The sequence below is a fragment of the Pigmentiphaga kullae genome (assembly GCF_004216695.1).
In the GTDB taxonomy this organism is placed as follows: domain Bacteria; phylum Pseudomonadota; class Gammaproteobacteria; order Burkholderiales; family Burkholderiaceae_B; genus Pigmentiphaga; species Pigmentiphaga kullae.
The window spans coordinates 560,380-586,160 of record NZ_SGXC01000001.1; the positions used below are offsets into that span (position 1 = coordinate 560,380).

Here is a 25,781-nt window from a genome sequence, read left to right on the forward strand (position 1 = left end):
CGCAAGGTCGTTTTTCATTCAGACCGCAACGAACATCCATCCAACCCAGGGCACCGCGGATCCGGCTTTGCCGGTCCGCCAGTGCCGCCCCGGGGACCCGGCGCCGGGCCGCCCCAAGGCGGGTCCCCGCCCCATCGGGGGGCTGCCGCGTGGCGGCTGGGGGCTCACCCTGCCGGGGCGCGCGTAGGCGCGTAGGGGGGCTTTTTAGCCCAGCTTGGCCAGGGCCGCGTTCAGCGTGGCGCTGGGACGCATGGCCTTGCTGGTCAGCTCGGGGCTGGGACGGTAGTAGCCGCCGATGTCGTTCGGCTTGCCCTGCACCGCGCCCAGTTCGGCCACGATCTTGGCTTCGTTGTCGGCCAGTTCCTTGGCGATGGGCGCGAACGCGGCCTGCAGTTCCTTGTCCCCGGTCTGGGCGGCCAGGGCCTGGGCCCAGTACAGGGCCAGGTAGAAGTGGCTGCCGCGGTTGTCCAGGCCGCCGACCTTGCGGGCGGGCGACTTGTCCTCGTCCAGGAACTTGCCGGTGGCCTGGTCCAGCGTGGTGGCCAGCACCTTGGCCTTGGCGTTCTTGTACGTGTCGGCCAGGTGTTCGATGGAAGCGGCCAGGGCCAGGAATTCGCCCAGCGAATCCCAGCGCAGGAAACCTTCTTCCAGGAACTGCTGCACGTGCTTGGGCGCCGAACCGCCGGCGCCGGTTTCGAACAGGCCGCCGCCGGCCATCAGCGGAACGATGGACAGCATCTTGGCGCTGGTGCCCAGCTCCATGATGGGGAACAGGTCGGTCAGGTAGTCGCGCAGCACGTTGCCGGTGACCGAGATGGTGTCCTGGCCCTTGCGGATGCGCTCGACCGACAGCCTGGTGGCCTCGACCGGCGACAGGATCCGGATGTCCAGGCCGCTGGTGTCGTGGTCCTTCAGGTACTTCTCGACCTTGGCGATGACCTGGGCATCGTGGGCGCGATTCTTGTCCAGCCAGAACACGGCAGGCACGCCGGTGGCGCGGGCGCGGCTGACGGCCAGCTTGACCCAGTCCTGCACCGGGGCGTCCTTGGTCTGGCACATGCGGAAGATGTCGCCGGCTTCGACCGGCTGCTCCAGCAGCACCTTGCCCGCTTCGTCGACCACGCGCACCGTGCCGTCGGCCGGGAGCTGGAAGGTCTTGTCGTGCGAACCGTATTCCTCGGCGGCCTGGGCCATCAGGCCGACGTTGGGTACGGTGCCCATCGTGACCGGATCGAACGGGCCGTTCTTCTTGCAATCCTCGATGACGACCTGATAGACGTCGGCGTAGCAGCGATCCGGCACCACGGCCTTGGCGTCGTGCAGTTGGCCGTCCGGACCCCACATCTTGCCCGACTCGCGGATCATGGCGGGCATCGAGGCGTCGATGATGACGTCGCTGGGCACGTGCAGGTTGGTGATGCCCTTGTCGGAGTTCACCATGGCCAGCTCGGGCCGCTTGGCGTATTCGGCCTTGATGTCGGCTTCGATCTCGGCCTGCTTGTCGGCCGGCAGGTCCTTGATCTTGGCGTACAGGTCGCCCAGGCCGTTGTTGGGGTCGAAGCCCACCTGCCTGAGCGCGTCGGCGTGCTTGGCCAGCACGTCCTTGAAGAACACGGAGACCACCTGGCCGAACAGGATGGGGTCCGAGACCTTCATCATGGTGGCCTTCAGGTGCACCGAGAACAGCACGCCCTGCTTCTTGGCGTCTTCGATCTGGGCTTCGATGAAGCTGGCCAGCGCCTTCTTGCTCATGGTCGAGGCGTCGATGATCTCGCCCGCCTTGACCGCCGTCTTTTCCTTCAGGACCTTGGTGCTGCCGTCCTTGCCGACCAGCTCGATGCGGACGTTGCCGGCATTCTGGATCACGGCCGACTTTTCGCTGCCGTAGAAGTCGCCGCTTTCCATGTGGGCGACGTGCGACTTCGAATCGGCGCTCCAGGCGCCCATCTTGTGGGGGTGCTTGCGGGCGTAGTTCTTGACCGACAGCGGCGCGCGGCGGTCGGAGTTGCCTTCGCGCAGGACCGGGTTCACGGCGCTGCCCTTGATCTTGTCGTAGCGGGCCTTGACGTCCTTGTCGGTGTCGTTCTTCACCTCGTCCGGATAGTCCGGGAGCTTGTAGCCCTTCTGCTGCAGTTCCTTGATCGCGGCCTTGAGCTGCGGGATCGAGGCGCTGATGTTGGGCAGCTTGATGATGTTGGCTTCGGGCGTGGTCGCCAACTGGCCCAGGTAGGCCAGGTCGTCCGAGATCTTCTGCGCGTCGGTCAGGTACTCGGGGAACACGGCGATGATGCGGCCGGAAAGGGAGATGTCCCGCGTTTCGACGTCGACGCCGGCGGAACGGGTGAAAGCCTGGACGATGGGCAGCAGCGAGTACGTCGCCAGTGCAGGCGCTTCGTCAGTGAGGGTGTAGATGATCTTCGACGTGGTAGACATTCTTTATTGAATCTCACTCGATTACGGAAGTAGCGGAGATTCTCGGACAACCCCCCGGGGGGCCGGGCATGGCACGGGCGGCCATGCAGGGGGACGTCGCGCGTGCGCCCTGGCACCCGCGCGCCGGTTTCGATTGCCTGAAGAATCGCGTCCTCGCGAATGCCGTGGCGGCCCGGGCCTCCCGGCCCCGGAACCGCGGCTTTCACAATGCGGAGTGGGATTTTATCACTGCCGGCCCGGTCGGCGCCCGGGTGGAAACGGCGGGAAGGCGGCCTCGTCATGCATGCCCATGCACAACGAAGACCGCACGCGGCCCCGGCGCCCGCCACGATCCGGCCACGAGCGCGCCTTTCCGGCTCGACCGGGCACGGCGCTTGCGCAATCGGAACGCCCGCGGTGGGCACTCGTGCCCGCCGCCGTCCATCCACTCTCTTATCGGAGATCTTATGCGCGCCATCCTGCTCTGGCTCCTGGGCGTCCCCATTCCCATCATCATCCTGCTCGCCCTGTTCTGGCACTAGCGCCCGCGCCGCTTCGCGGCCCACGCCTCCTTCCGATCACAAGAAAAGGCCACCTCATGGAAAACGCTACATCCGCAGGTAATTCTTACGTCTCCAACCCCGCGCTGGCGCGCGCGAACGAATCCCCCGCTTCGGCCGTCTCGTGGGCCGCCATCATCGCCGGCGCCGTCATCGCCTCGGCGGTTTCCTTCATGCTGCTGGCCGGCGGCGCGGGACTGGGCTTCGTCTCGATGTCGCCCTGGTCCGGCGAAGGCGCCTCGGCCACGACACTGGGCATAGGCGCCGTCGTGTGGATGATCCTGACCCACATCGTCGCGTACGGCCTGGGCGGCTACCTGGCCGGCCGGCTGCGCACCAAGTGGGTCGGCATCCACACCGACGAGACCTACTTCCGCGACACCGCGCACGGCTTCCTGGTGTGGGCGCTGAGCGCCGTCGTCAGCGCCATCGTGGTCGGCTCGGCGCTGATGTCGGCCGCGGCCGGTACCGCGAAGGCGGGAGCGACCATCGCCGCGGGCACCGGCGCCGCCGCCACGGCGGCCGCCGGCCAGGCGATGCAAGCCAACCAGGGCGGCATGCCGACCGAGTATGTGGCCGACCTGCTGCTGCGGGGCGAGCAGCCCAATCCGGCCGGCGATCCCGGCGCGGCGCGGGCGGAAGTCGGCCGCATCGTCGCCGCCAGCCTGGCCCGCGGGGAATTGAACCCCGAGGACCGCGGCTATCTGGCGCGGGTCGTCGCGGCGCAGACCGGCGCCGACCCGGCCACCGCCGAGAAGCGGGTGGACGACGTCGTCGCCCGCGCCCGGCAGGCGGCCCAGCAGGCCGAGCAGACCGCGCGGCAGGCGGCGGACACCGCGCGCAAGGCGGCCGCCGCCTTCGCCCTGTGGGCCTTCGCCGCCATGTTGATCGGCGCTTTCGTGGCGAGCTGGATGGCCACGGTGGGCGGCCGCAGCCGGGACGACATCGTCTAGCGGCGCCAAAGGGGGCCGGCCGCCGGCGCCGATTTGCGCGACAATTGCGGCATCGTCCACACGCGGCGCCCGCCGGCCCCGCCCCCAGCCCCTTCCCCCGCAATGACAGCGCCGCGCAGCGACACCCCCTTCAGCCTCAAGCAGATCGCCGTCCCGGCATTCGGTCCATCCGTCCTCTACGGCGTCGGCAACGGCGCCATCCTTCCGGTCATCGCGCTCAGCGCCCGCGAACTCGGCGCGTCGGTGGCGTTGGCCGGCCTGATCGTATCGCTGATGGGCATAGGCTCGCTGGTCAGCAACATCCCGGCCGCCATGATCACGTCCCGCCATGGGGAACGGCGGTCCATGGCCGGCGCGGCGGCGTTCAGCGTGGTGGCTCTGCTGCTGTGCATCTTCGCCACCCACGCCTGGATGCTGGGCGTGGGCGTCTTCCTGGTGGGCATGGCCGCCTCGGTGTTCATGCTGGCCCGCCAGACCTATCTGATCGATGCCGTGCCGTCCTATATGCGGGCGCGGGCGCTCTCGACACTGGGCGGCACCAACCGGATAGGGGTCTTCATCGGCCCCTTCGCCGGCGCGGCCATGATCCACTTCGTGGGCCTGGACGGGGCGTACTGGGTGGCGGCCGTCGCGATCGCGGGCGCCGGCCTGATCGCCTGGCTGGCGCCCGAGATGACCGGCGAAAGCCATGCCGCCACCGCCCGCGCCAAGCCGCGGGTTCAGGACATCGCGCGCGACCATGCCAAGGTCTTCCTGACCCTGGGCCTGGGCATCCTGCTGGTCAGCGCGCTGCGCTCGTCGCGCCAGGTCGTGATCCCGCTATGGGCCGACCACCTCGGACTGGCCCCCGCTTCCGCCTCCATCATCTACGGCCTGGTCGCCGCCATCGACATGTCGGTGTTCTACCCGGCCGGTACCATCATGGACCGGCACGGCCGGCTCTGGGTCGCACTGCCGTCCGTGCTGCTGATGGGCGGCGCGCTGATGGCCACCTCGCTCACCACCGGCGTGGTGCCCTTCCTGATCGTGTCGCTGATCCTGGGCTTCGGCAACGGCATCAGCTCGGGCATCGTCATGACCCTGGGCGCCGATTCGTCGCCCGCCCATGGCCGCACGGAGTTCCTGGGCATCTGGCGTTTGATCGCCGACGTGGGCAACAGCCTGGGGCCGGTCATCCTGTCGGCCATCACGGCCGTGGCGTCGCTGACCATAGGGGTGGCGTCGGTGGGTACCCTGGGCCTGGCCGCCGCCGCCGTCCTGTGGCGATGGCTGCCTAAGAGGTCCCCCCCTACGCGCTGACGCGCGCCCCCCAGGGGGCGATGCGGGTGGACCGGCGGAGCCGGATCCACCGCATCCTGGGTCTAGTACCGCTGTCTTGGGTTGTGGTGCCGGTGCTTCGCTGGCTGCCAGCGGTAGCAACCGTGCTTCAGTCCACGATGGTTTCCCTAGACCCAGGAAACCGCGGATCTGGCTTTGCCAGTCCGCCGGTTTCGCCCCCTTGAGGGGGCCCGCGCGAGCGGGGGAGTGCCTCGTTACTCGGGTTTTACGCCGGCTTCGGCGATGACTTCTTCCCAGCGCTTCTTTTCGCTGCGGATGAAGTCGCGGGCCTGGGCGTGGGACTTGATCATCGGATAGGTGCCCAGTTCCGCCAGGCGTGCGGCGAAGGGGCCCTGGCGCAGTGCCGCGTTGACGTCGGCGCTGGCCCGGTCGATCACGGCCTGGGGCGTGCCCTTGGGGGCGAACATGGCGAACCAGCCGGAGGCGACGGTGCCGGGCACGGCATCCTTGGCCAGCGGAATGCCTTCCAGCCCGGGCAGCGCTTCGTCGGCCGTGACGGCGATGGCCTTGATGCGGCCACTGCGCACCAGCGGAAGCAGCGGCGCGGTGCCGTCGACGTACAGCGGGATGTCGCCCTTGATCAGCGCCTGGATCGCCTGGGTGGTTCCGCTGAAACCGATCTGCCGGAAGCGGACGTGGCCGTACTGGCCCATCATCTCGGACGTCAGGTGGGGAACGGAGCCGCGGCGGGGGCTGCCGATGACGACGTCGTCGGGTTTGGCGCGGGCCGCGGCCAGGATCCCGGCCACGTTCCGGTAGGGCGCCTGGGCATTGGCGACGAACAGCATGGGCGTATAGGCGACGGTGGCCACGGTTTCGGCATCGCGCTCGACGTCGAAGCGGGCTTCCTTGTACATCACCGGCGTGGTCACGGCCGCCGCGGCGTGGAACAGCCCCAGCGTGTAGCCGTCGGGCGCGGCCTGGGCCAGTTCCTGCATGGCCGCGATGCCGTTGCCGGCGGGGCGGTTCTCCACCACCACCTGCTGGCCCCAGGCCGCGGTCAGCCGTTCGGCCACCAATCTCGCGATGATGTCCGGGGCGCTGCCGGCGATGGACGGCACCACCATTTTCACCATGCGGGTCGGATAGGTCTCGGCGGCACCCGCCGGCGCCGCGGCCAGGATGCCCGCCAGCGCGGCGGCGCAGGCCAGTTTGCGATCCATTTCGTGTCTCCTCCGGTACGCGTGGACAACCTGGGCGATGTCCGTTCCGCGGCCATTATTTGATATGCATTCAATTAATGTACGAATAATTGATTGCATATCAAATAATGGTTTATACGGAGGCGGGAAACACGAAACGGGAAACAGTCAGGCGGACTTGCGGGTACGCTTCGCGCCCCTGGCGTTCGCGCGCCAGGCGGCGATGCCGTCCAGCGTGATGCGCAGCCCTTCGTCGAAGGCAATGGCCGAACTCAGGCGGGCGAACGAGCGGCTGATGGCGCGCGCGGCGGGATACGGGGCCGCCGACTCCAGGCGGGTCCGGATGAAGTCCTCGTGATAGGCCGGCATCTGCCGCGATGCCTCGGCCATGCTGGCGCCCACCAGGTACTGGGCGATCAGGTGATAAGCCAGCGCCACCTGGTCGTGCGTGAAGCCGCCCTGCATGATGGCCGAGGCCATGTGGTTGAAGAACACCATGCCGTAGTCGGTCTCGTCCGGTTCGACGTCCTGGAACAGGCGGTAGCGGTTGTGCGAGGCCACGTACATGCTGGCGCCCGGGTTGGCGATGGCCACGGCGAAGCTCAGCCGGGCGATGGTCTCGACGTCGGAGCGCCAGTCGCCGGTCAGCGGGGGCAGCTTCTCGACCCGCTGGCGGTAGTAGTCGTTCAGGACGCCCGATACCAGCTTGTCGCGGCCGCCCATGTAGTAGTGGATGAGGCCGGGCGCCACGCCGAAGTCCCGCGCCAGCTGCACCATCGAGATCTGGTCCAGCGGCATGCTCTTGGCCAGGTCTATCGCGCGCTGAAGGATGGCCCAGCGGCTCAGCATGGGCTCGGCGGTGATCGGCGATTCGACCTTGGGCGGCCGGCCGCGGCGGCGGGGAACGGGGGCCTGGGCGGCGGCCTTCTTGGGGGCGGGCATGGCGGGCGGGACGGATGGAAACGGCACTATCGTAGGGAATTATTGCCAGGGCGGCAATTTCCGCGCCATTCCGGCCCCCGCGGCCTATCCGGCCAGCGCCGCCACGCCGGCCTCCTCCATCTCGCGGACCAGGTCCGGATACTGGAGCTTCAGGCGATCGCGATCGACCCGCCCCGTGCGGGTCATGAAGCGGTAGACGAATTCGTGCGGCGACTCGATCCGCATCCATTCGCGCACGCGCTCGTACCAGTTGTACGACGCTTCCGAGGCGCGGATGAGCCGCTGCTTGGCAGGCTTGCGCGACGCCACGTACGACTCCAGCGCGCCGCCGACGTCCTCCGGCCGCTGGCGCAGCGCCTCGGCCAGCGCGACGGCGTCCTCCATCGCGATGCGGGTGCCCGAGCCGATGGAGAAATGCGCGCTGGCCAACGCATCGCCCAGCAGCACGCGGTTGCCCGCATGCCAGGCACGATTGCGGACCACCGGGAACTGGCGCCAGCTGGAATGGTTGGATACCAGCCCATGTCCGCCCAGCTCCGGCGCGAACACTTCCTCGAACAGGGTCTGCCGCGCCCGCGCGTCCATCGCTTCCATGCCGAATTCGACCCAGGTCCGGTCGTCGCACTCGGCCACGAAGGTGCTCATCGCCGCCGAATACGGGTAGTAGTGCGCGACGAAGCAGCCTCCCCGCCATTCGCGGAACACCAGCGCCGGCGTCTCGAAGGCCTTGTCCACGCCGTACCAGGCGAAGTGGTTGGTCAGCCGGCCGTGCGTCGTGCCGAAAGCGGCTTCGTCGGCCGCGCGCAGCGTCGAGTTCACGCCGTCCGCGCCCACCACCAGGTCGGCGTCCAGCGCGCGGACGTCGGCCAGCCGGTGCTCGTGGCGCATGTCCACGTCCAGCCGGCGGGCATGGTCCTGCAGGATGCGCAGCAGGTCGATGCGCGGGATGGCGCCGCCACCCGCCCCCGGCCGGCGCACGACGATGGGCCGCTCGCGCATGACGATGGTCTGGCGGTCGTTGAAGCGCATGGCGCCCATCAGGTCCTCGACCACCTCGGGCGCCGCCTCGCGCAGCGAGGCCAGGCCGGTATCGGCCAGCACCACGCCGAAGCCGAAGGTCGCGCCCGCCGGATTCTGCTCGTGCACGTCGACCTGGACGTGCGGCAAGCGCTGCTTGAGCAGGATGGACAGGAACAGTCCCGACGGCCCTCCGCCGACGATGGTGACTTTCATGGCGACTCCGTCGGATCGATGGCAAGGGTGTCCATGTCGAACGCGGCGATGCGGCCCGCCAGGCCGCCCGTCAGCGCGCCGTACCAGAGGGCGGGCTTGAAGCCCAGCTCCTTGCGGCGAAAGCGCAGGCCCGGCGTGCCGTCGATGCGGGCGTAGCCGGCCGCGGCGCGGCACACCGCGTAGCCGCGGGCGCGCGCATCCTCCAGCAGCGGGGCGAACTCGGGCACGTCCAGCACGTATACCGAGGCCACGCCGGCCGGCCGCCCGGCATCGTCCAGCCCCGCCGCCTTGCGCCGCCACACGGGCTCGATGCCGTCCAGGCGCTCGCCCTGCCCCGCCTCCAATGCCATCGCGGCCTGCAGCGTGCGGGCGGCATCGTCCGCGTCGGCCTGGCCGAAGGGCCGCAACTGGGTCGTGATCTCGATGGGGTAGCCGTTGGGATCGTTGAAGTAGATGGACTCGATCACCTCGTGGCGGATCTGGTAGCGCAGCGGAATGCCGGCGGCCTCCACGCGCGCGCGCCACCGCAACAGCTCGGCCTCGTCCGGCACCCGCCACGCGGTGTGCGTCGCGCGTTCCTGGTAATGGTCGTTTACGCGCAGCTTGTCCGGGCGCTTCGTGCCGATGTAGTAGAAGAACGCGATGGTGCTGCCGTTGCCGCTGTCGAAGAAGAAGTGCAGGAAGTCGGCGTGGTCGTCCTGCCCCCAGCCTCGCGCGGAAATCGCGTGCACCAGCGGCAGGCCGAGCTGGTCGCGATAGAAGCGCACCGTCTCGGACAGTTTCCAGGTGGGGCGCGCGGTGTGATGCACGCCGTGCAATCGCAAAGGGGAAAGCGCTTCGGTGTTCATGTCGGAAGTTCCTCGTTTGGCCGCGCCAGGATGGCGGCGATCCGTTCGCGCAGGATCTGCTTGCTGAGCTTGCCGGAGGCCGAGAGCGGGAAATCCGCCAGGACCTCGATGCGTTCGGGCCACTTGTACTTGGCCAGCCCTTCGTCGTGCAGAAAGCGGCCCAGTTCCTCGACGTCCGGCGCGCGCGCCGCCGGCCGCAACGTGGCGAACAGGCAGGCCTTCTCGCCATAGACGGGATCGGGCATGCCGACCAGCGCGCAGTTCAGGATGGCGGGATGACGGCTGACGACGCCCTCGACCTCCTCGGCGTTGATCTTCTCGCCGCCGCGGTCGATCACGTCCTTGATGCGGCCCTGGAAGAAGTAGTAGCGCCTGCCGCCCTCGATCCGGCTGGACATCAGGTCGCCCGAGCGATAGTGGCCATCGGCCGTGAAGCGGTGCGCGTCCTCGGCGGCGGACTTGTAGTAGCCCTGGATCGTGTACGGGCCGCGGAACAGCGCCTCGCCGATCTCGCCGTCGGCCACCGGCTCTTCGGTGCCCTGGCGCACGATCTTCACTTCGTCGTGCTCGGACACCGGCCGGCCGACCGAACCATCGTTCAGATGGCACGGGTCGTCTTCCCGCGTGAACATGATCACGCCCTCGGTCATGCCGAAGATGTGCCGCGCGGGCGAACCCGTGAGCCGCGCCATGCCGCCCGCGTTCTTCGAGGTGATGAAGCGCCGGCGCGCCTTCTCGCCCTCGTCGGCGCGGGCCAGCTCGGGCGCGATGCGCGTCAGGATGGGGCCGGGCGCGCCGAACCAGGTGGGACGATGCTCGCGGACCAGCGCGCGCAGCGTTTCCTCGGCCAGGTCGGGCGCCACCGTGACCGCGCCGCCGCACAACAGGAAGGGGCCGAAGCAGCAGCCCATGTTCAGGTTGTGCATGTACGGCGTGGGGAAGAACAGCACGTCGTCGCGGGTATAGCCGTTGCAGGCGGCAACCGCCCGCATGTTGTACAGGTATTCGCTCTGGAAGCGCGGGATGATCTTGGGCACGCCGGTCGTACCGCCGGACAACTGGAACACCGCCACCTGCCAGGGGTCGTGTTCGACATCCGCCAGCATCGTCCTGGCGCGTTCCCAGGGCATGCCATCGATCAGCCGGCGCAGCCCGTGCGCGCCGGCGCGCGGCTCGCCCCGCGCCTGCACGATGTGGCGCAGCGTGGGCACGGCCTCCTGCATCTCGCGCGCGAAGGCCACGTCGTCGAACCGGGCGTCGTCGCCCTGGACGAGGTGCAGGCGGGCATCGGCCAGCTTGGCCAGATAGCTCACTTCCAGCTTGCGGAAGGCCTGCAGCGCGCAGATGGGAATCAGGCCCGCCTTCAGGCAGGCCAGGAAGGCCACCAGCAGTTCGGCGCAATTGCCGCTCTGCAGCAGCACGCGGTCGAGCCGGACCAGCCCCAGCGCCAGCATGGCCGCGCCCAGCCGGTCGCTGTCGCGGTCCAGTTCGCGATAGCTCATCCGCAGCCGCGGGCCCACCAGCGCCGGCCGGTCGGCGTGCAACGCGAACGAACGGGCGAACGCGCCCGCCAGCGTCTCGCCGCCCAGCAGCCCCAGCTCCGCGTAGCGGCGCAGGCGGCCGGCGTCGGGATAGCGCACGCCTTCGAGCCGGACTCTCGGTTCCACGTCGATCATGTCTCCACCCATCTCCATTCCCGCGCTAGGCCATCTTTTCGCGCAACCACTCGCCGGCCGCGCGCCCGGCGATGCGCTGGCCGGGCTCCTCGCCCGGCGCCAGCGCCAGGCCGTGGTGATTGCCGCGCACCCGCAGGTGACGCTTGTCCGCTGCGCCGATCTGTTCGTGGATCGCCCGGATGTCGGCCGGGAAGGTGCACTGGTCCCCGGTGTACTCCACCAGCAGCGTGGGCTGGGTGATGGCGCCCGCCGTCTTCTCCAGCGCGGCGTTGGACGACAGCCCCGACCACGTCGACAGCCAGGACTCGGGCGTGACCACCCGGCCGAACCCCACGCTGCCCCAGTTCGAGACCAGCGGGTTCCTGCCCCACAGCGATCCCGTCCTGCGGTCCGACGGATCCAGGGAAATGTCCCACGACCGCAGATCCGCATCGGTGCGCCACACCTGGAAGATGGGCGCGTGCGCCGCGATCCGCTGCTCGGCCATGGACGCCCCGCCCGCCTTGACCTTCGCCCGGGCCTCGGCCTTGCGCCGCAGCAGTTCGCGCGCGCGGGCGTCGATGCGCGCCACGCGCTCGGCCTGGGCGGCGCGGTAGCGCCGGACGAATGCCGGGTCGTAGGACGCGGCGCCCGTCCCGGCATCGTAGCCGTTGTCCCGCGAGAAGGGATCCAGCGCGGGATCGGTTTCCAGGGGATCGTCCTCGGACACCACCGACGGGTCGATGCCGGACATCAGCAGCCTGCCCTGCCCGGGATGCGGGGACAAGAGGATGATGCCGTCGACGCGCGGCATCTCCAGCTCGGCCAGGGCGGTGGGCCGACCACCCGGCGTGCGGGCGATGCGCTGCGCGGCCGGCAGCGACGACTGCTGGTTGTACAGCGTGTACAGGCCGGCGCCGCCCGAGTTGCCCAGCAGCACGATTTTCTCGTAGCCCAGCGACCGCAGGTGCGCCATGCCCGCCGCCACGTCGAACAAGGCCACCTCGTGCTCGAGCCGCAGGTCGTTGCCGATGGATCTCGATCCCTGCACCCAGCAGGCACAGCCGGCATCCAGCACATGAGGCACCATGTAGTGCGTCACCGCCATTTCCCGCGGATGCATCAGCGACACGACCGTCTTTCCGGACTCGGCCGTGGTGAACAGAAAACCCAGCGTGCGCTGGCCGTCGGCCGTGCCCAGCGCATAGGGCACCACCCTGTACGGCCGGCTCATCAGCCGCGGGTCCCACGACGCGCCTCTCATGCCGGCCGTGACGACCGGCTTGTCGGTAGTGGCCAAGGGAGTCTCCTCACATTAAATATCACCCTATCAATTAAGTTATTCTTTATTTGACATCATGTCAATTATTTCCATCGTAGGGCGATTCACCTTGTTACAGGCCCCTTGAAAGAGCGTGTATAGACTCGCTGTTCGAGCACGACGAGGTGACGCCTTGAGCTTCTCAGCCATGGAATCGGCCCGCCTCCAGGCCGAGGAAAAGGAACCCCCTCCCGGCGTGGCGACGACGGGGCCCGGAAGCGATACGGACATCGGCTTCCGCATGCTCGTGGACGCCATCGAGGACTACGCCATCTTCATGCTGTCTCCCGACGGCCGCGTCAGGACCTGGAACGCCGGTGCCGCCAAGATCAAGGGCTATGCGGCCGACGAGATCCTGGGCAGGCATTTTTCCGTCTTCTACACGGCCGAGGCCGTGGCGCGCGGCTGGCCCCGCTACGAACTGGAAGAAGCCGCCCTGCACGGCCGCTTCGAAGACGAAGGCTGGCGCGTGCGCAAGGACGGCTCGACCTTCTGGGCCAACGTCGTCATCACCGCGCTGCGGGATGCGTCCGGCACGCTCAAGGGCTACGTCAAGATCACCCGCAACCTGAACGAGCGCCGCCGGCAGACCGAGGCGCTGCGGCAGAGCGAGGAACGGTTCAGGCTGCTGCTCGAAGGCGTGGAAGGCTACGCCATCTACATGCTCGACACCGAAGGCATGATCACGAGCTGGAACATCGGCGCCACGCAGATCACCGGCTACCGGCGGGACGAGGTCATCGGCCGGCACTTCTCCATGTTCCATCCCGCCGACGACGCGGCCGCCGAAGGCCCAGACCGGGTGCTGCGCATCGCGCAGGCGGGGGGCCGCTACGAGGAAGAAGGCTGGCGCCAGCGCAAGGACGCTTCGCTGTTCTGGGCCAACGTGACCACCACCGCCGTCCACGACGAGGCCGGCCAGTTGCGCGGCTACGCCAAGATCGTGCGCGACATGAGCGAGCGCAAGCGCCTGGAAGAGCTGGAACTGGCCAACCGGCGCATGAGCGAATTCCTGGCCACCCTGGGCCACGAACTGCGCAATCCGCTCGCGCCGGTGCGCAACGCCATCGGCATCCTGCAGAAGGACCCCGACGTCGGCCCCACCGCGGCCCGCTGCCGCGACATGATCGATCGCCAGATCACGCACCTGTCGCGCCTGGTCGACGACCTGCTGGACATCGGCCGCATCACCTCCGGCAAGATCGAGCTGCGCCTGGCCCCGGTGGACATGCGCACCGTCGTCGAACGCGGCATCGAATCCTCGCGCTTCCACACCGATGCCCGCGAGCAGCGCATAGACGTGGACCTTCCGGCCGAACCGCTGACGGTGAAGGGCGACATGACGCGGCTGGTGCAGGTGCTCCACAACCTGCTGCACAACGCCTCGAAGTTCTCGCCGCCGGGCACGGCCATCGCCATCCGCGCCACGCGGCAGAGCCGGTCGGCGCTGATCGAGGTACGCGACCAGGGCCGCGGCATGCCCGAACATGCGCTGGAGGCCGTCTTCCAGCTGTTCGTGCAGGAAGACCGCGATACCAACCCGACCGACAGCGGACTGGGCATAGGCCTGACCCTGTGCCGCTCGCTGGTGCGCATGCACGGCGGCGCCATCTCGGCATCCAGCACGGGCCCCGGCCTGGGCAGCACGTTCACGATCCGCCTGCCCCTGGCCGAGCCGGCGGCGCCCGTGCGCCCCATGTCCCCGACCTCGCGCCGGACCTCGGCCGCCAGGCGCATCCTCGTGCTGGACGACAACCGCGATTCGGCCGACAGCCTGGCCATGCTGCTGGAGATCAACGGCCACCAGGCCCGCCCGCTGTATACCGCGGAGGCGGCGCTGCGCATGGCACCCAGCTTCCAGCCGCATCTCGTCTTCATCGACCTGGCCATGCCCACCATGGATGGCTTCGCGGCGCTGCGGGCCTTCAAGGCCATCCCGCAGCTGGCGCGCACCATCTTCATCGCCATGACCGGCTACGGCCAGGAGGACGACCGCCAACGCACCGCGCAGGCCGGCTTCGACCTGCATCTGGTCAAGCCGCTGGACGTCTCCCAGCTCGGCCCCATTGTCGACGGGGCCGAGCTTGCCGTACCATCCGACGCTCCCTGGAACGACTCCGACGATGCAGGACTCCACGATGAACGATGAACTTGTCTTCTACACCCATCCCATGTCCCGCGGCCGCATCGCGCGCTGGATGCTCGAAGAGGTCGGCCAGCCCTACCGCACCGAGGTGCTGGACTTCGCCACGTCCATGAAGGGCCCCGACTACCTGGCCATCAATCCCATGGGCAAGGTCCCCGCCATCCGCCATGGCGGCACCGTGGTGACCGAATCGGCGGCGATCTGCGCCTACCTGGCCGACGCCTTCCCCCAGGCCCGGCTCGCTCCGCCGCCGCAAAGCCCGCTGCGCGGCCCCTACTACCGCTGGCTGTTCTTCTGTGCCGGCCCCGTGGAAGCGGCGGTCACCAACCAGGCGCTGGGCATCAGCGTGCCGGAGGACCGGCGGCGCATGGTGGGCTACGGCACGCTGGCCGAGGTGCTGGACGTGCTGGAGACGGCCGTGTCGGGCGATGGCTACGTGGCGGGCGACGACTTCACCGCGGCCGACGTCTACGTGGGCTCGCAACTGGCCTGGGGCATGATGTTCGGCACGATAGAGAAGCGGCCGGCCTACCAGCGCTACGTGCAGCGCCTGACCAGCCGCCCGGCGGCGGCCCGCGCCCAGCGGATCGACGACGAACTGGGCGCGGCCCTGAAGGCGGGCAAGGCCGGCTGATGCTGCCTGGCAGGGCCTAGCGCGCCACGTGCAGGAAATGGCGGTGGCGCTCGTACTGGTCCAGGATGTCGCCGATCACGGCGTCGCGGCTCCATCCCATGATGTCGTAGTCCTGGCCCCCTTCGCGCAGGTGGACCTCGGCCCGGAAGTACTTGCGCCCCTCTTCGTCGCGCACCTCGGCGGCGGTCAGGCCGGGGCGCACGAAGGATTCCGGCCGCACGGCATAGGAAAAATCCAGCGCTTCCTGGTGCACCACCTCCAGCGCCACCTCGCCGTCTTCGCCGTCGCGCACGCGCGCCTCGTAGCCCAGCTTCTGCAACTCTTCCACCACGGCCTCCATGGCCGGCCGCACCACGTCGGCGGTAAAGCGCAGCACGTGGGCGCGGCGCGGCATCATGACCATGTTGCGCAGCCGCGATTCCCACGGCTCCCCGCCTCCGGCCGGCCGTGAAAGCGCCAGCGACTGGTGGTGGATGCGACGCTTGGTGGCGTCCAGCTTCAACGCCTTGAACAAGCCCCATACCGAGGCCAGCAGCACGATGGAGAACGGCAGCGCGCTGGCGATGGTCGCGGTCTGCAAGGCCTGCAGCCCGTCGGCCAACAACAGCGCCACCGCCACCACGCCCGTCAGCACCGACCAGAAGATGCGCTGCCATACCGGCGTGGACTCGGCGCCGCCCGAGGCCAGCAGGTCCACCACCAGCGCGCCCGAATCGGCCGAGGTCACGAAGAACACCACCACCATCGCGATAGCCACCATGGAAATCGCGTGTCCCCACGGGTAGTGTTCGAGGAAGGCGAAGAGCGCCAGCGAACTGTCGGCCTTGACCGTGTCGGCCAGGGTGTCCAGGTGCTCGAACAGCACGAGGTGGATGGCCGAACCGCCGAACACCGTCATCCACAGGAAGGTGAAGCCCGTGGGCACCAGCAGCACGCCCAGCACGAATTCGCGTATGGTCCTGCCGCGCGAGATGCGGGCGATGAACAGCCCCACGAACGGCGACCAGGCGATCCACCAGCCCCAGTAGAACAGCGTCCAGCCGCCTATCCAGTCCGTGGGGCGGTAGGCGTAGAGGTTGAAGGTCTTGGCGACGATGTCCGACAGGTAGGCGCCGGTGTTCTGCAGGAAGCTCTGGAGCAGGAAGATGGTCGGTCCGACCGCCAGCACGAACAACAGCAGGATCACGGCCAGGTACAGGTTGAGCTCGGACAGGATGCGGATGCCACGGTCCAGCCCGCTGGCCACCGACAGGGTCGCCAGCCCGCATGCGATGGCGATCAGGATGATCTGGGTGGTCGTGCCGATGGGCATGCCGAACAGGTGGTGCAGGCCGCTGTTGATCTGCGCCACGCCCAGCCCCAGCGAAGTGGCGACGCCGAACACGGTACTGATGATCGCGAAGATGTCCACCGCGTTGCCCAGCGGGCCGTGGATGCGGTCGCCGATGAAGGGATACAGCGCCGAGCGCAGCGTGAGCGGCAGGTTGTGGCGGTAGCTGAAATAGGCCAGGATCAGCGCCACGATCGCGTAAAGCGACCAGGCATGCAGCCCCCAGTGGAAGAAAGTGATCTTCATCGCCTCGCGGGCCGCGGTCACCGTGCCCGCCTCGCCCACCGGCGGCGCCACCAGGTGCATGACGGGCTCGGCCACGCCGAAGAACATCAGGCCTATCCCCATGCCGGCCGAGAACAGCATCGCGAACCAGGTGAAATTCCGGTAGTCGGGTTCGCTGTGGTCGGGGCCGAGCTTGATGTTGCCGTAGCGGCTCATGGCCATGAACACGACCGACAGCAGGATGACGGCCACCGCCAGGATGTAGAACCAGCTTGCGTTCGTCAGGATCCAGCGCTGTATGGCGTCGAAGACGTCCCCCACGACGCGCGGCGCCGAGACGGCGCAGACCACCAGCGCCAGGATGAACGCGGCAGCGGTGAAGAAGACTGGGCGATCTATCGTTGTTTTCATGAGGACTCCCCGTTGGACATGCTTGCGCGCGCCAGGAACGCGCGCGGCGGGTATCGCCTGCCCGGCATTCTTTCACTCCTGGCCCCTTCAAGGCAAACGCCGGCGCGTTAACTAGTTAACCGACAGCCCCGCGGCGGCCCCCTCACAATGACGCCATTCAAGGTGGAGACTTGCGATGACAACCCTGCGTACCGCGCTGGCCGCGCTCCTGGCCCTGACCGCGACGGCCCCCGCCGCTGCGGCCGATTTCCCCAGCCACCCCATCAATCTCGTCGTGCCCTTCGCCGCGGGCGGCACGACCGACCTGCTGGCCCGCACGGTCGCCGGCGGCATGAGCCGGCAACTGGGCCAGGCGGTGGTCGTCATCAACCGCCCGGGCGCCGGCACGGTGGTGGCCGCGCAGTCGGTGGCCAAAGCGCCGGCCGATGGCCATACGCTGCTGGTCGCCAGCAACGCCACGCTGGCCATCAACCCCCTGCTGATGAAGGACGTGGGTTATTCGCCCACCGATTCCTTCGGCTACGTCTCGCTGCTGGGCAGCGTGCCCAACGTGGTCGTCGCCCGTCCCGACGCCCCGTGGACCACCCTGGTCCAGGCGCTGGACCAGGCGCGCGAGCGCCCCAAGGGGCTGGCCTACGGCTCGATGGGCGCCGGCACGTCGAACCAGATCGGCATGGAACTGGTGGGCCTGCAACGGTCGGCCACCCTGCTGCACGTGCCCTACAAGGGCAGCGCGCCCGCGCTGGTGGACCTGATGGGCGGCAACGTCGACGTGGTGGTGGACACTCTGGCCGCCACGCTGCCGCAGGTGCGGGCCGGCAAGCTCAAGGCCCTGGCCATCCTGAGCGCCAGGCGCTCGCCGCTGGCGCCCGAGATCGGCACCGCGCAGGAACAGGGCGCGGGCGAGGTCGACCTGTACTCGTGGTTCGGCATCGTCGCGCCCGCCGGCACGCCCGGTCCGGTCATCGGCCGCCTGAACGCCGCCGTGCGCGCGGCACTGGCCGACCCCGGCGTCGCTGCCACACTGAAGCAGGCGGCCATCGAACCTTCGGGTTCGACGCCGGCCCAGTTCGCCGAGTTCGCCACCCGGCAGCGCGAGCTGTATGCCCGTATCATCGAACGCACCCGGATCACGCTCAACTGACGGCCGCCATGCATCCCTACGTCTCTTTCATCAATCCCACCCGCCTGCCCGCCCCCAACGGCTTCACCCACGTCGCCGTCGCCCCGGTGGACCGGCTGATCGTCGTCTCGGGCCAGGTGGCCTACGCGTCGGACGGCAGCATCGTCGGCAAGGGCGACCTGGCCGCCCAGACCCGGCAGGTGTTCGAGAACCTGGCGACGGCGCTCGAGGCAGCCGGCTCGGCGCTGACCTACGCGGTCAAGCTCAATTACTTCGTGCGCGACCTGACCGAGGAAGCGGTGGCGACCATACGGCGCGTGCGCGCGCCGTACCTGGACGCCGGCCAGCCTCCGGCCAGCACGCTGGTGGGCGTGGCCGCGCTGGCCAAGCCCGACCTGCTGCTGGAAGTCGAGTGCCTGGCGCTGCTGCCGCCTCAGTATCCGTCGGAATAAAGCCGGGCCAGCCGCGCCACGTCGGGCACGCTCAGCCCGCCCCGCGTGCGCAGGACCAGGCCGGCGCGCTCCAGGGCGGCCAGCCTCAGGCTGGCCCAGGTGCGGCTGATGCCGGCCATCTTGGCCAGGTCCGCGCGGGTCACGCCCGCGATCTCGGCGCCATGCCCGTCGTAGCCGGGCGCGGCCAGCGCGAGATCGTGCAGGATGCGCGCCAGCTTCGCCGTGGCCGAATCCAGTGCCCTGGGACCGGACCGCGCGATGCTGTTGGTCGCCAGCATGGCGGCCACGCGCGCCACGTTGATGGCGAAGGCCGGCACCGTTTCCATCAGCGCCAGCAGGTCCGCCCGCTCCATGGCCAGCAGCGACGCCGGTTCCAGCGCCTGGCACGATATCGCGCGGGGCTGGTCCAGCAGCGTGCTCAGCAGCCCCAGGGTCTGGCCGGACGACCAGACGGCCGTGGTGAATTCCTCGCCCGACGGCGCCAGGTGATAGGTGCGCAGCCGGCCCGCGCGTATCACCCACAGGCGCGGACTGGGGTCCCCCTGCGCGAACAAGGTCTGGCCGCGCACCAGCTCGCGCGCCGTCATGCGGCCGCGCACGGCCCGCGCCTGCGCATCGGACAGGCGTTCCAGCAGCAACGAAAAAGCGGTATCGGGCGAGCTCATGGCGCATTCTTCTAGCCGCCCGAAGAAAAATCAACCAAGCCGCATCGCAGGGGATTCATTACACTGGCCGTAGCAGCCCCCTGTCCTGTCGACCCATCGCGGAAACCACGATGCTTCAAACGTACGCGGAACGCTTGCTTGCCAACACCCTGAAAGACCTGGTCCGGCGCGGCACGCTGGACGTCACCCTGCCCGACGGCCGCCGGATGAACTTCGGCGACGGCACCGCGCCGCGCGCCGCCATCCGCTTCACCGACACCCGCGCCGTGCTGGCGCTGCTGATGGACCCCGACCTGCGCCTGGGCGAACTGTTCATGGACGAAAGGCTGGTGGTCGACGAAGGCAGCATCTACGACGTGCTGGAATTGCTGCTGCGTGATGCCGACGCGGTGCGGCCCGGCGCCGCGGTACGGATGCTGGACACGATGCGCATGGCCATACGGCGCTTCCTGCAGAACAACCGCCCCGGCCGCGCCCGGGCCAACGTCGCGCACCACTACGATCTGGACGACCGCCTGTACGCGCTCTTCCTGGACGACCAGCGTCAGTATTCCTGCGCCTATTTCGAACACCCCGGGCAGGACCTGGAATCGGCGCAGCGGGCCAAGCAGCGCCACATCGCCGCCAAGCTGCTGCTCGAACCCGGCCACCGCGTGCTGGACATCGGCTGCGGCTGGGGCGGCCTGACACGCTACCTGGTCGAAGTCGCCGGCGCCGGCCACGCCACCGGCATCACGCTGTCCGAGGAACAGCTGAAGGGCGCGCGCGAACTGGCCGCCCGCGCCGGCCACCCCCAGGCCTACGACTACCGCCTGGAGGACTACCGCGCGACGCCCGGCCGCTTCGACCGGATCGTATCGGTGGGCATGTTCGAGCACGTGGGCGTGGGCTACCACGACGCCTTCTTCCGCAAATGCCACGACCTGCTGACGGACGACGGCGTCATGTTGCTGCATTTCATCGGCAACTCCGACGTCCCGGATTTCAACAATCCGTGGATAGAGAAATACATCTTCCCCGGCGGCCACATCCCGTCGCTGTCGGAGTTCACGCCCGCCATCGAGCGCTCGGGGCTGGTCGTCACCGACATCGAGGTGCTGCGCCTGCACTACGCCAGCACGCTGCGCATATGGCGCGACCGCTTCCTGGCGCGGCGGGCCGAGGCCGTGGCGCTCTACGACGAACGCTTCGCCCGCATGTGGGAGTACTACCTGTCGATGTCGGAGACGGCGTTCCGCTACCAGGACATCGCCATCTTCCAGGTGCAACTGGCGCGGCGCCAGGAAAGCGTGCCGCTGACGCGGGACTACGTGGGCGAGCGCGAGGCCGGGCTGCGCGAGGCGGAAGCCCGCCTCGGTCTCATGTCTTCAGGAACATGAAGACGCTCATCGACACGCCCACCAGCACCACGATGGCCCGCATCGCGGCGACCGGCACGCGGCGCGCCAGGCGCGCGCCGGCAAACCCGCCCACCGTCGCGCCCACGGCCATCACGCCCGCCTCGCGCCATTCCACCAGCCCGCCCGCCACGTAGACCACGGCCGCCACGACGGTCAGCACGCCCGACAGCAGGTTCTTGAGTCCGTTGATGGCGCTGAAGCCGCCGGACCGGGACATGCCGAACAAGGCCAGCAGCATGATGCCCATGCCACCGTTGAAATAGCCGCCATACAGGCTGACGCCGAACAGGCCCGCCGCCGCGGCGCCGGGGGACAGCATCCGGCCGCGCGCCGTCCGCAGCATGAGTGGCGCGAACAGGAACAGCGCGGTGGCGAACAGCAGCAGCCAGGGCGCCGCGCTCCGGAAGACGCCCCCCGACGTCCACAGCAACAGCAGGGCCCCCACGATCCCGCCCGCCAGCGCGATACCCGAGAGGGCCGCCAGCGAACCCGGTGCCGGCTGCGCGATGTCGCGCCGCAGCGCCCACGCGCCGGTCAGATAGCCGGGCAGCAGCGCCAGCGTGCCGGTGGCGTTGGCCACCGCCGCGGGCATGCCGACGGCAACCAGGGCGGGCAGCGTGAGAAAGCTTCCTCCGCCGGCTGCGGCGTTGAGCATGCCCGCGCCGAAAGCGGCCGCCAGCAACAGCAGATCCGACATGTGGTCCCCGTCATCTGAGCCGCTGGCTGCGCAGCGGCGCGACGGCGCGCAGGTCCACGCTCGGGACGCGGCCGCCCGCCACGTCGGCAACGATGTTTCCCGTCAGCGCGGCCAGCGTCAGGCCCAGGTGGCCGTGGCCGTAGGCCAGCAGGACGTGGGGCGCGGCCGGGGCCTGCCCCAGGATGGGACGGCTGTCGGGCACGGAAGGACGCGGCCCCACCCATTTCGATACCGGCTCGGCGTCCACGCCCTGGACGAACCGCTCCAGCCCGCCGAACACCGGTGCCGCGCGCGCATGGTCGGCCGGCGCATCGGCCTGCGTGAACTCCGCCACGCTGGCCATCCGGATACCCGCCGCCATGGGCGTCAGCGCCACCTTGCGCTCCACGATCAGCACCGGCATGCGCAGCGGACTGCTGCCCGCAGGCAGCATGACGTGATAGCCGCGCTCGGCCACCAGCGGGATGTCCACCCCCAGCCCCCGGGCCAGCCGGTGGGACCAGGCGCCGGCGGCCAGCACCACGCGATCGGCGCGCAGGCGTCCATCCTTCGTCCGCACGCCGCCGGCATCGATGCCGGTCGCCTCCGCGCGCAGGATGCGACCGCCCAGCGCTTCGACGCGGGCGGCCAGGCGCCGCGCCAGCATCAGCGTATCGGTGACGTATCCCATGCCCGGTATCGACATCGCGCCGCCGATGCGATCGGTCAGCGCGGGCTCCATGGCCCGCGCCTCGTCCACGTCCAGCTGCGTGCTTGCCACGCCCAGGCCGCGGCGCAGTTCGTAGGCTTCCTGCGCCGCCCGCAGCGCCGCCTGCGACCCGAACACGTGCAGGGCGCCGGACCGGCGCACCAGATCGTTGCCGCCGATGTCGTCCAGCACGGGCTGCCAGGCGTCCCAGGCCTGCGCCATCATCGCCGCCATGGCATGGGTGCCGGTGCGCGCGCGCTCGGCGGTGCCCTGCGCCAAGAAGCGCGCGAACCACGGAAGATGCCGGACGACATAGCCCGGCCGCACGACCAACGGCCCCTGGGGATCGCGCAGCATCCGGACCGTCTGCCCCAGTATGCCGGGCGTGGCCTGCGGGAAGATGGAAGCGATGGCGATGTGGGCGGCGTTGCCGTAGCTCGCCCCTTCGCCCACGCCGCCACGGTCGATGACCGTCACGGCGTATCCATCCCGCTGCAAGGCGTGGGCGCAGGCCAGGCCAACCAGCCCCGCGCCCAGCACGACGACCGAACCGCTCATGCCCGCGCCTCCGGCCTTGCCCCGTTGCGCAGGCCGGCCAGGTTGTCCGCGCGCAGCGCGTGCCACAGCACGCCCGCGGCCGACGTGGTGGCGCCGCGCAGGTGGTTCTCGTCCACCAACGCGCGCGTGTCGGCCGGTGTCAGCAGCAGGCGCAGCGCGCTGTCGGGTTCGTCGAAGCCGGCGATCAGCCGCAGCGCGGGAATGCCGCAAGCCGCGAAATTCGCATGGTCGCTATTGGACATCAGCGGCAGGTGCACACCCAGCGCGCCGCCGGCCAGCGAGGCCCCCGACCGGGCGAACTCGCCCAGGCGCTCGAACCCAGAGGTCAGCGCGGTCAGGCGCGGCGAGCCCGCCAGCGAATCGAGATTGACGTTGAGCGCCATCGCCGCGCGCCGCGCTTCGGGCAGCGCCGCCAGCCATTCGCGCGAGCCGTTCAGCGCCCATTCCTCGGCGCTGAACAGGCACACGGTCAGGCCCCGCCGCATGGCGTGCATGCGGGGCGCGAACGCGCGGGCCAGCGCGATGGCCGCCGCCACGCCGGTCGCATTGTCCAGCGCGCTCTCGGCCAGGGGGTGTCCGTCGATATGCGCGGAAAGCACGACCCGCTCGTCCGGACGCGCGGCCTGCCCGGCCGGCAGGTCGAGCACCAGCGTGTCGGTGCATGCCCCCGGCAGGTCCGCGCCGACGATGCGCAGGTGCACGCGCGCCCCGGGCTGCCGCAACGCCAGCCCGGCCTCGGCCGAGATCCCCATGGCCGGGATGCCCGGTCCGCCCGCGCGTCCGGAAGACCCCGACACCGGACCTATTCCCGCCTCGGGCTGAACGACCAGCAGCGCGGCGGCGCCCGCCTGCTGCGCCGCGGCCAGCTTGACGCGGCGATGAACGGTCTGGGTCGAGAAGGGATACTCGTGCCGCACCATCACCGCGTGGCCGCGCACGCCGTCGCCGGCAGCGGCGATCATCTCGGGCGTGCCCCGCCCGAGGTCCAGCACAGGCAGCTCGATGCCCGCATCTGGCGTGAACGCGGTCCCCAGCAGCGGAACGGCCTCCAGTTGCCCCCCAACCGGCAGGTGCGTCAGTACGGCATGGTCGCATCGCCACCCGGCGTAGGGCGTGGATTCGCGCGCGACGGGCCCGAAGGCCGACAACTGTCGTTCGCACCAGTCCTGCGCGGCGCGCTCGCTCGCGGTCCCCGCCATGCGCCCGCCATGCCGGCACAAGGCCTCGAAGTCGGTCCACAGTTCTTCGTCCCGCCCAAGGCGCGCGGCGATCTCGCCGAAGGCCGCCCGCTCGGCGGCCCACGCGCCGGTGTCGTCCCGCGTCATGCCAGGTGCTCGTCAAGGAAGGCGAGCGTGCGCTGCTGCGCCAGGGCCGCCGATTCCGCGTGGTAAAGATCGCGCTGGTCGCAATTGAAGCCATGTCCGGTGGCATAGAAGTGCACGGCCGCCTCGGGCGCGGCCCGGCCCGGCTCCATCATCTTTTCCCTGGAGACCAGATGATCGCGCTCGCCCCAGTGCAGCATCATGGGAATGCGCGGCGTCGGCTGGAGCACGGTGGGGATGGCGTTGCCGTAGTACGAGACCGCGCACGCGAATCCCGTGCCGCGCGCCGCCGTCACCCAAGCCGCGGTGCCGCCCCAGCAGAAGCCGACGATGCCCACCTTGCCGGCCTGGGCCGCGAACGCGCCGGCGGCCTCGATGTCCTTGACCGCGTCGTCCCAGTCGATCAGTTTCATCAGGGCCTGCCCCTTGCGGACGTCGTCGTCCCCATACCCCAGGTCCAACCCCGGCTCGACGCGATCGAAGACGCTGGGTGCAACCGCCAGATAGCCCCAGCCGGCGTACCGGTCGGCCACGCTGCGCATGTGGCTGTTCACGCCGAAGATCTCGGGCAGGATGACCACGCCCGCGCGGGGCGTGCCCGCCGGCCGGGCCACATAGCCGTCGAATTCGAAACCGTCCGCCGCGGTCAGGCGTATTCGTTCACCGCTCATCTTGCATGTCCTCCTTGTTCGCACGAACACCTGTTGGTGCCGCCTGTCAATCCACTTTGATGCCTGCCTGGGTGGCCACGTCGCGCCAGGCGGCGAATTCCTTGCTCATCAGGCCGGCGAAAGCGGCCGCGTCGCGCGTCGACGGCGAAATACCCAGCGCCGCGAAGCGTTCGACGATGGCGGGATCGCGCATGGCCGCTGCCACCGCCTTCGCGATGCGGGCCGATATGTCGGCGGGCAGCCCCGCCGGCGCGATCACGCCCCACCAGTTCAATACATGCACGCCCTGCACCCCCAGGCGGTCGAACGTGGGGATCTCGGGGAAATCCTTCAGTGGTTCGGGCGATGCAACGGCCAGCGGCCGCAAACGACCGCTCTTGACCAGGGGCATGCCGGAAGCGGTGCTGGTGAAGATGGCATCCACCTGTCCGGCAATCGTCTCGTTCATGGCGGGCCCCGAACCGCGGTACGGCACGCTGGCCAGCGTGGTCTTGGTGCGCAGTTGAAGCAGTTCCGCGGCCAGGTGGCCCAGCGAGCCGGGGCCGGCGTTGGCGATGTTCACGGGACGATCGTGCGCCTGCTTGAGGAACGACGGCAGGTCGGCCGCGCCCGAGGCCGGCACGAACAGCACCAGCGGCGCGGATCCGACCTGGGCGATGGTGGAGAAATCCTTGGCCACGTCGTAGCCCGGCGACGTACGCCGCACCGCGGCGTTGAGCACCAGGGCCACGTCGGCCAGCATGATCGTGTAGCCGTCCGGCGCGGAGCGCGCCAGTTGGGTGGCGGCGATCGCCGTGTTCGCACCCGCGCGGTTGATGACGACGATCGACGCGCCCAGTTGCTTCTGCAGTTGCGGGGCCAGCGCCCGGACGACGATGTCCGAGGCGCCGCCCGGCGCGTACGGCACGACGAACTCGATGGGCCGGGACGGATAGGAATCGGCCACGGCGGGACCGGCGGCCAGGGCGCCTGCCGCGCCCGCGATGCAAAGACGGAGAATGGAAAGGGCACGCATGTCACGGACGCCTGAAAGAATGAGAGGCGCCACATTAAGT

General features: G+C 69.5%; 21 protein-coding genes. 7 read left to right on the forward strand and 14 right to left on the reverse strand.

Translation table 11 applies throughout. From position 1 onward, the window contains the following. Nucleotides 1–204: 204 nt before the first annotated feature. Nucleotides 205–2,433, reverse strand: coding sequence for an NADP-dependent isocitrate dehydrogenase (locus EV675_RS02760; protein ID WP_130355888.1), 2,229 nt, complete (start codon nucleotides 2,431–2,433; stop codon nucleotides 205–207). A 577-nt stretch (nucleotides 2,434–3,010) separates the two neighbouring features. Here EV675_RS02760 and EV675_RS02770 point away from each other — a divergent pair. After that, on the forward strand, nucleotides 3,011–3,925 hold the full coding sequence (locus tag EV675_RS02770; RefSeq protein ID WP_130355890.1) for a hypothetical protein: 915 nt from the start codon (nucleotides 3,011–3,013) through the stop codon (nucleotides 3,923–3,925). 102 nt (nucleotides 3,926–4,027) lie between these two features. After that, nucleotides 4,028–5,224, forward strand: coding sequence for an MFS transporter (locus tag EV675_RS02775; protein WP_130355891.1), 1,197 nt, complete (start codon nucleotides 4,028–4,030; stop codon nucleotides 5,222–5,224). Between the two features lie 233 nt (nucleotides 5,225–5,457). On the opposite strand, the gene EV675_RS02780 is transcribed toward EV675_RS02775, so the two are convergent. The 6 genes from EV675_RS02780 to EV675_RS02805 form a co-directional block, all read right to left on the reverse strand. After that, a complete protein-coding gene (locus tag EV675_RS02780) occupies nucleotides 5,458–6,426 on the reverse strand; it encodes a Bug family tripartite tricarboxylate transporter substrate binding protein (protein WP_130355892.1) in 969 nt (322 codons plus the stop codon). 147 nt (nucleotides 6,427–6,573) lie between these two features. Next, nucleotides 6,574–7,347 (reverse strand): TetR/AcrR family transcriptional regulator, encoded by a 774-nt coding sequence (locus EV675_RS02785; protein ID WP_130355893.1) that lies wholly within the window; start codon nucleotides 7,345–7,347, stop codon nucleotides 6,574–6,576. Between the two features lie 84 nt (nucleotides 7,348–7,431). After that, a complete protein-coding gene (locus tag EV675_RS02790; RefSeq protein WP_130355894.1) occupies nucleotides 7,432–8,580 on the reverse strand; it encodes an FAD-dependent monooxygenase in 1,149 nt (382 codons plus the stop codon). Next, the gene (locus EV675_RS02795; protein WP_130355895.1) at nucleotides 8,577–9,428 is read right to left on the reverse strand and encodes a VOC family protein; all 852 of its coding nucleotides are present in this window, start codon (nucleotides 9,426–9,428) and stop codon (nucleotides 8,577–8,579) included. Before EV675_RS02795 ends, EV675_RS02790 begins: the two co-directional genes overlap by 4 nt. Beyond that, nucleotides 9,425–11,095 (reverse strand): AMP-binding protein, encoded by a 1,671-nt coding sequence (locus tag EV675_RS02800; RefSeq protein WP_423213207.1) that lies wholly within the window; start codon nucleotides 11,093–11,095, stop codon nucleotides 9,425–9,427. The genes EV675_RS02795 and EV675_RS02800 overlap by 4 nt, the downstream gene beginning before the upstream one ends. 34 nt (nucleotides 11,096–11,129) lie before the next feature. Further along, a complete protein-coding gene (locus EV675_RS02805) occupies nucleotides 11,130–12,317 on the reverse strand; it encodes an alpha/beta fold hydrolase (protein ID WP_130357882.1) in 1,188 nt (395 codons plus the stop codon). 235 nt (nucleotides 12,318–12,552) lie between these two features. Between EV675_RS02805 and EV675_RS02810 the strand changes: the two genes are divergently transcribed. Continuing rightward, entirely contained in the window at nucleotides 12,553–14,553 is a 2,001-nt protein-coding gene (locus EV675_RS02810) for a PAS domain-containing hybrid sensor histidine kinase/response regulator (protein ID WP_130357883.1), read from the forward strand. After that, nucleotides 14,543–15,184: a glutathione S-transferase family protein gene (locus EV675_RS02815; RefSeq protein ID WP_130355897.1), complete on the forward strand. Its 642-nt coding sequence runs from the start codon at nucleotides 14,543–14,545 to the stop codon at nucleotides 15,182–15,184. Before EV675_RS02810 ends, EV675_RS02815 begins: the two co-directional genes overlap by 11 nt. Before the next feature lie 16 nt (nucleotides 15,185–15,200). Here EV675_RS02815 and EV675_RS02820 read toward each other — a convergent pair whose 3' ends face one another. Beyond that, a complete protein-coding gene (locus EV675_RS02820; RefSeq protein WP_130355898.1) occupies nucleotides 15,201–17,150 on the reverse strand; it encodes a BCCT family transporter in 1,950 nt (649 codons plus the stop codon). Nucleotides 17,151–17,325: 175 nt separating this feature from the next. On the opposite strand from EV675_RS02820, the gene EV675_RS02825 reads away from it, so the two are divergent. Both EV675_RS02825 and EV675_RS02830 read left to right on the forward strand, forming a co-directional pair. Next, complete coding sequence (locus tag EV675_RS02825; protein ID WP_130355899.1) at nucleotides 17,326–18,294, forward strand: Bug family tripartite tricarboxylate transporter substrate binding protein; 969 nt, start codon at nucleotides 17,326–17,328, stop codon at nucleotides 18,292–18,294. An 8-nt stretch (nucleotides 18,295–18,302) separates the two neighbouring features. Continuing rightward, entirely contained in the window at nucleotides 18,303–18,725 is a 423-nt protein-coding gene (locus EV675_RS02830) for a RidA family protein (RefSeq protein ID WP_130355900.1), read from the forward strand. On the opposite strand, the gene EV675_RS02835 is transcribed toward EV675_RS02830, so the two are convergent. After that, the gene (locus EV675_RS02835) at nucleotides 18,707–19,390 is read right to left on the reverse strand and encodes a Crp/Fnr family transcriptional regulator (RefSeq protein WP_130355901.1); all 684 of its coding nucleotides are present in this window, start codon (nucleotides 19,388–19,390) and stop codon (nucleotides 18,707–18,709) included. The genes EV675_RS02830 and EV675_RS02835 overlap by 19 nt on opposite strands. A 110-nt stretch (nucleotides 19,391–19,500) precedes the next feature. Between EV675_RS02835 and EV675_RS02840 the strand changes: the two genes are divergently transcribed. Further along, entirely contained in the window at nucleotides 19,501–20,769 is a 1,269-nt protein-coding gene (locus EV675_RS02840; protein ID WP_130355902.1) for an SAM-dependent methyltransferase, read from the forward strand. On the opposite strand, the gene EV675_RS02845 is transcribed toward EV675_RS02840, so the two are convergent. Genes EV675_RS02845 through EV675_RS02865 form a run of 5 tightly spaced genes read right to left on the reverse strand, consistent with a single transcriptional unit; the run spans nucleotide 20,750 to nucleotide 25,741 of the window. Beyond that, entirely contained in the window at nucleotides 20,750–21,487 is a 738-nt protein-coding gene (locus tag EV675_RS02845; RefSeq protein WP_130355903.1) for a sulfite exporter TauE/SafE family protein, read from the reverse strand. The two genes, EV675_RS02840 and EV675_RS02845, sit on opposite strands and share 20 nt — an antisense overlap. 10 nt (nucleotides 21,488–21,497) lie before the next feature. Further along, nucleotides 21,498–22,733 carry an NAD(P)/FAD-dependent oxidoreductase gene (locus tag EV675_RS02850; protein WP_130355904.1) on the reverse strand — a complete coding sequence of 412 codons (1,236 nt, stop codon included), beginning with the start codon at nucleotides 22,731–22,733 and terminating at the stop codon, nucleotides 21,498–21,500. Beyond that, nucleotides 22,730–24,058, reverse strand: a complete 1,329-nt coding sequence (locus EV675_RS02855) for a M28 family peptidase (protein WP_130355905.1) — start codon at nucleotides 24,056–24,058, stop codon at nucleotides 22,730–22,732. The genes EV675_RS02850 and EV675_RS02855 overlap by 4 nt, the downstream gene beginning before the upstream one ends. Next, nucleotides 24,055–24,726: a dienelactone hydrolase family protein gene (locus EV675_RS02860; RefSeq protein ID WP_130355906.1), complete on the reverse strand. Its 672-nt coding sequence runs from the start codon at nucleotides 24,724–24,726 to the stop codon at nucleotides 24,055–24,057. The genes EV675_RS02855 and EV675_RS02860 overlap by 4 nt, the downstream gene beginning before the upstream one ends. 46 nt (nucleotides 24,727–24,772) lie before the next feature. After that, on the reverse strand, nucleotides 24,773–25,741 hold the full coding sequence (locus EV675_RS02865; protein WP_130355907.1) for a Bug family tripartite tricarboxylate transporter substrate binding protein: 969 nt from the start codon (nucleotides 25,739–25,741) through the stop codon (nucleotides 24,773–24,775). Between the last annotated feature and the right edge of the window lie 40 nt (nucleotides 25,742–25,781).

Coding starts and splice junctions, on each gene's coding strand:
- EV675_RS02760 (WP_130355888.1), bottom strand. CDS start 2,433: ATGTCTACCACGTCGAAGATCATCTACACCCTCACTGACGAAGCGCCT.
- EV675_RS02770 (WP_130355890.1), top strand. CDS start 3,011: ATGGAAAACGCTACATCCGCAGGTAATTCTTACGTCTCCAACCCCGCG.
- EV675_RS02775 (WP_130355891.1), top strand. CDS start 4,028: ATGACAGCGCCGCGCAGCGACACCCCCTTCAGCCTCAAGCAGATCGCC.
- EV675_RS02780 (WP_130355892.1), bottom strand. CDS start 6,426: ATGGATCGCAAACTGGCCTGCGCCGCCGCGCTGGCGGGCATCCTGGCC.
- EV675_RS02785 (WP_130355893.1), bottom strand. CDS start 7,347: ATGCCCGCCCCCAAGAAGGCCGCCGCCCAGGCCCCCGTTCCCCGCCGC.
- EV675_RS02790 (WP_130355894.1), bottom strand. CDS start 8,580: ATGAAAGTCACCATCGTCGGCGGAGGGCCGTCGGGACTGTTCCTGTCC.
- EV675_RS02795 (WP_130355895.1), bottom strand. CDS start 9,428: ATGAACACCGAAGCGCTTTCCCCTTTGCGATTGCACGGCGTGCATCAC.
- EV675_RS02805 (WP_130357882.1), bottom strand. CDS start 12,317: ATGAGCCGGCCGTACAGGGTGGTGCCCTATGCGCTGGGCACGGCCGAC.
- EV675_RS02810 (WP_130357883.1), top strand. CDS start 12,553: ATGGAATCGGCCCGCCTCCAGGCCGAGGAAAAGGAACCCCCTCCCGGC.
- EV675_RS02815 (WP_130355897.1), top strand. CDS start 14,543: ATGAACGATGAACTTGTCTTCTACACCCATCCCATGTCCCGCGGCCGC.
- EV675_RS02820 (WP_130355898.1), bottom strand. CDS start 17,150: ATGAAAACAACGATAGATCGCCCAGTCTTCTTCACCGCTGCCGCGTTC.
- EV675_RS02825 (WP_130355899.1), top strand. CDS start 17,326: ATGACAACCCTGCGTACCGCGCTGGCCGCGCTCCTGGCCCTGACCGCG.
- EV675_RS02830 (WP_130355900.1), top strand. CDS start 18,303: ATGCATCCCTACGTCTCTTTCATCAATCCCACCCGCCTGCCCGCCCCC.
- EV675_RS02835 (WP_130355901.1), bottom strand. CDS start 19,390: ATGAGCTCGCCCGATACCGCTTTTTCGTTGCTGCTGGAACGCCTGTCC.
- EV675_RS02840 (WP_130355902.1), top strand. CDS start 19,501: ATGCTTCAAACGTACGCGGAACGCTTGCTTGCCAACACCCTGAAAGAC.
- EV675_RS02845 (WP_130355903.1), bottom strand. CDS start 21,487: ATGTCGGATCTGCTGTTGCTGGCGGCCGCTTTCGGCGCGGGCATGCTC.
- EV675_RS02850 (WP_130355904.1), bottom strand. CDS start 22,733: ATGAGCGGTTCGGTCGTCGTGCTGGGCGCGGGGCTGGTTGGCCTGGCC.
- EV675_RS02855 (WP_130355905.1), bottom strand. CDS start 24,058: ATGACGCGGGACGACACCGGCGCGTGGGCCGCCGAGCGGGCGGCCTTC.
- EV675_RS02860 (WP_130355906.1), bottom strand. CDS start 24,726: ATGAGCGGTGAACGAATACGCCTGACCGCGGCGGACGGTTTCGAATTC.
- EV675_RS02865 (WP_130355907.1), bottom strand. CDS start 25,741: ATGCGTGCCCTTTCCATTCTCCGTCTTTGCATCGCGGGCGCGGCAGGC.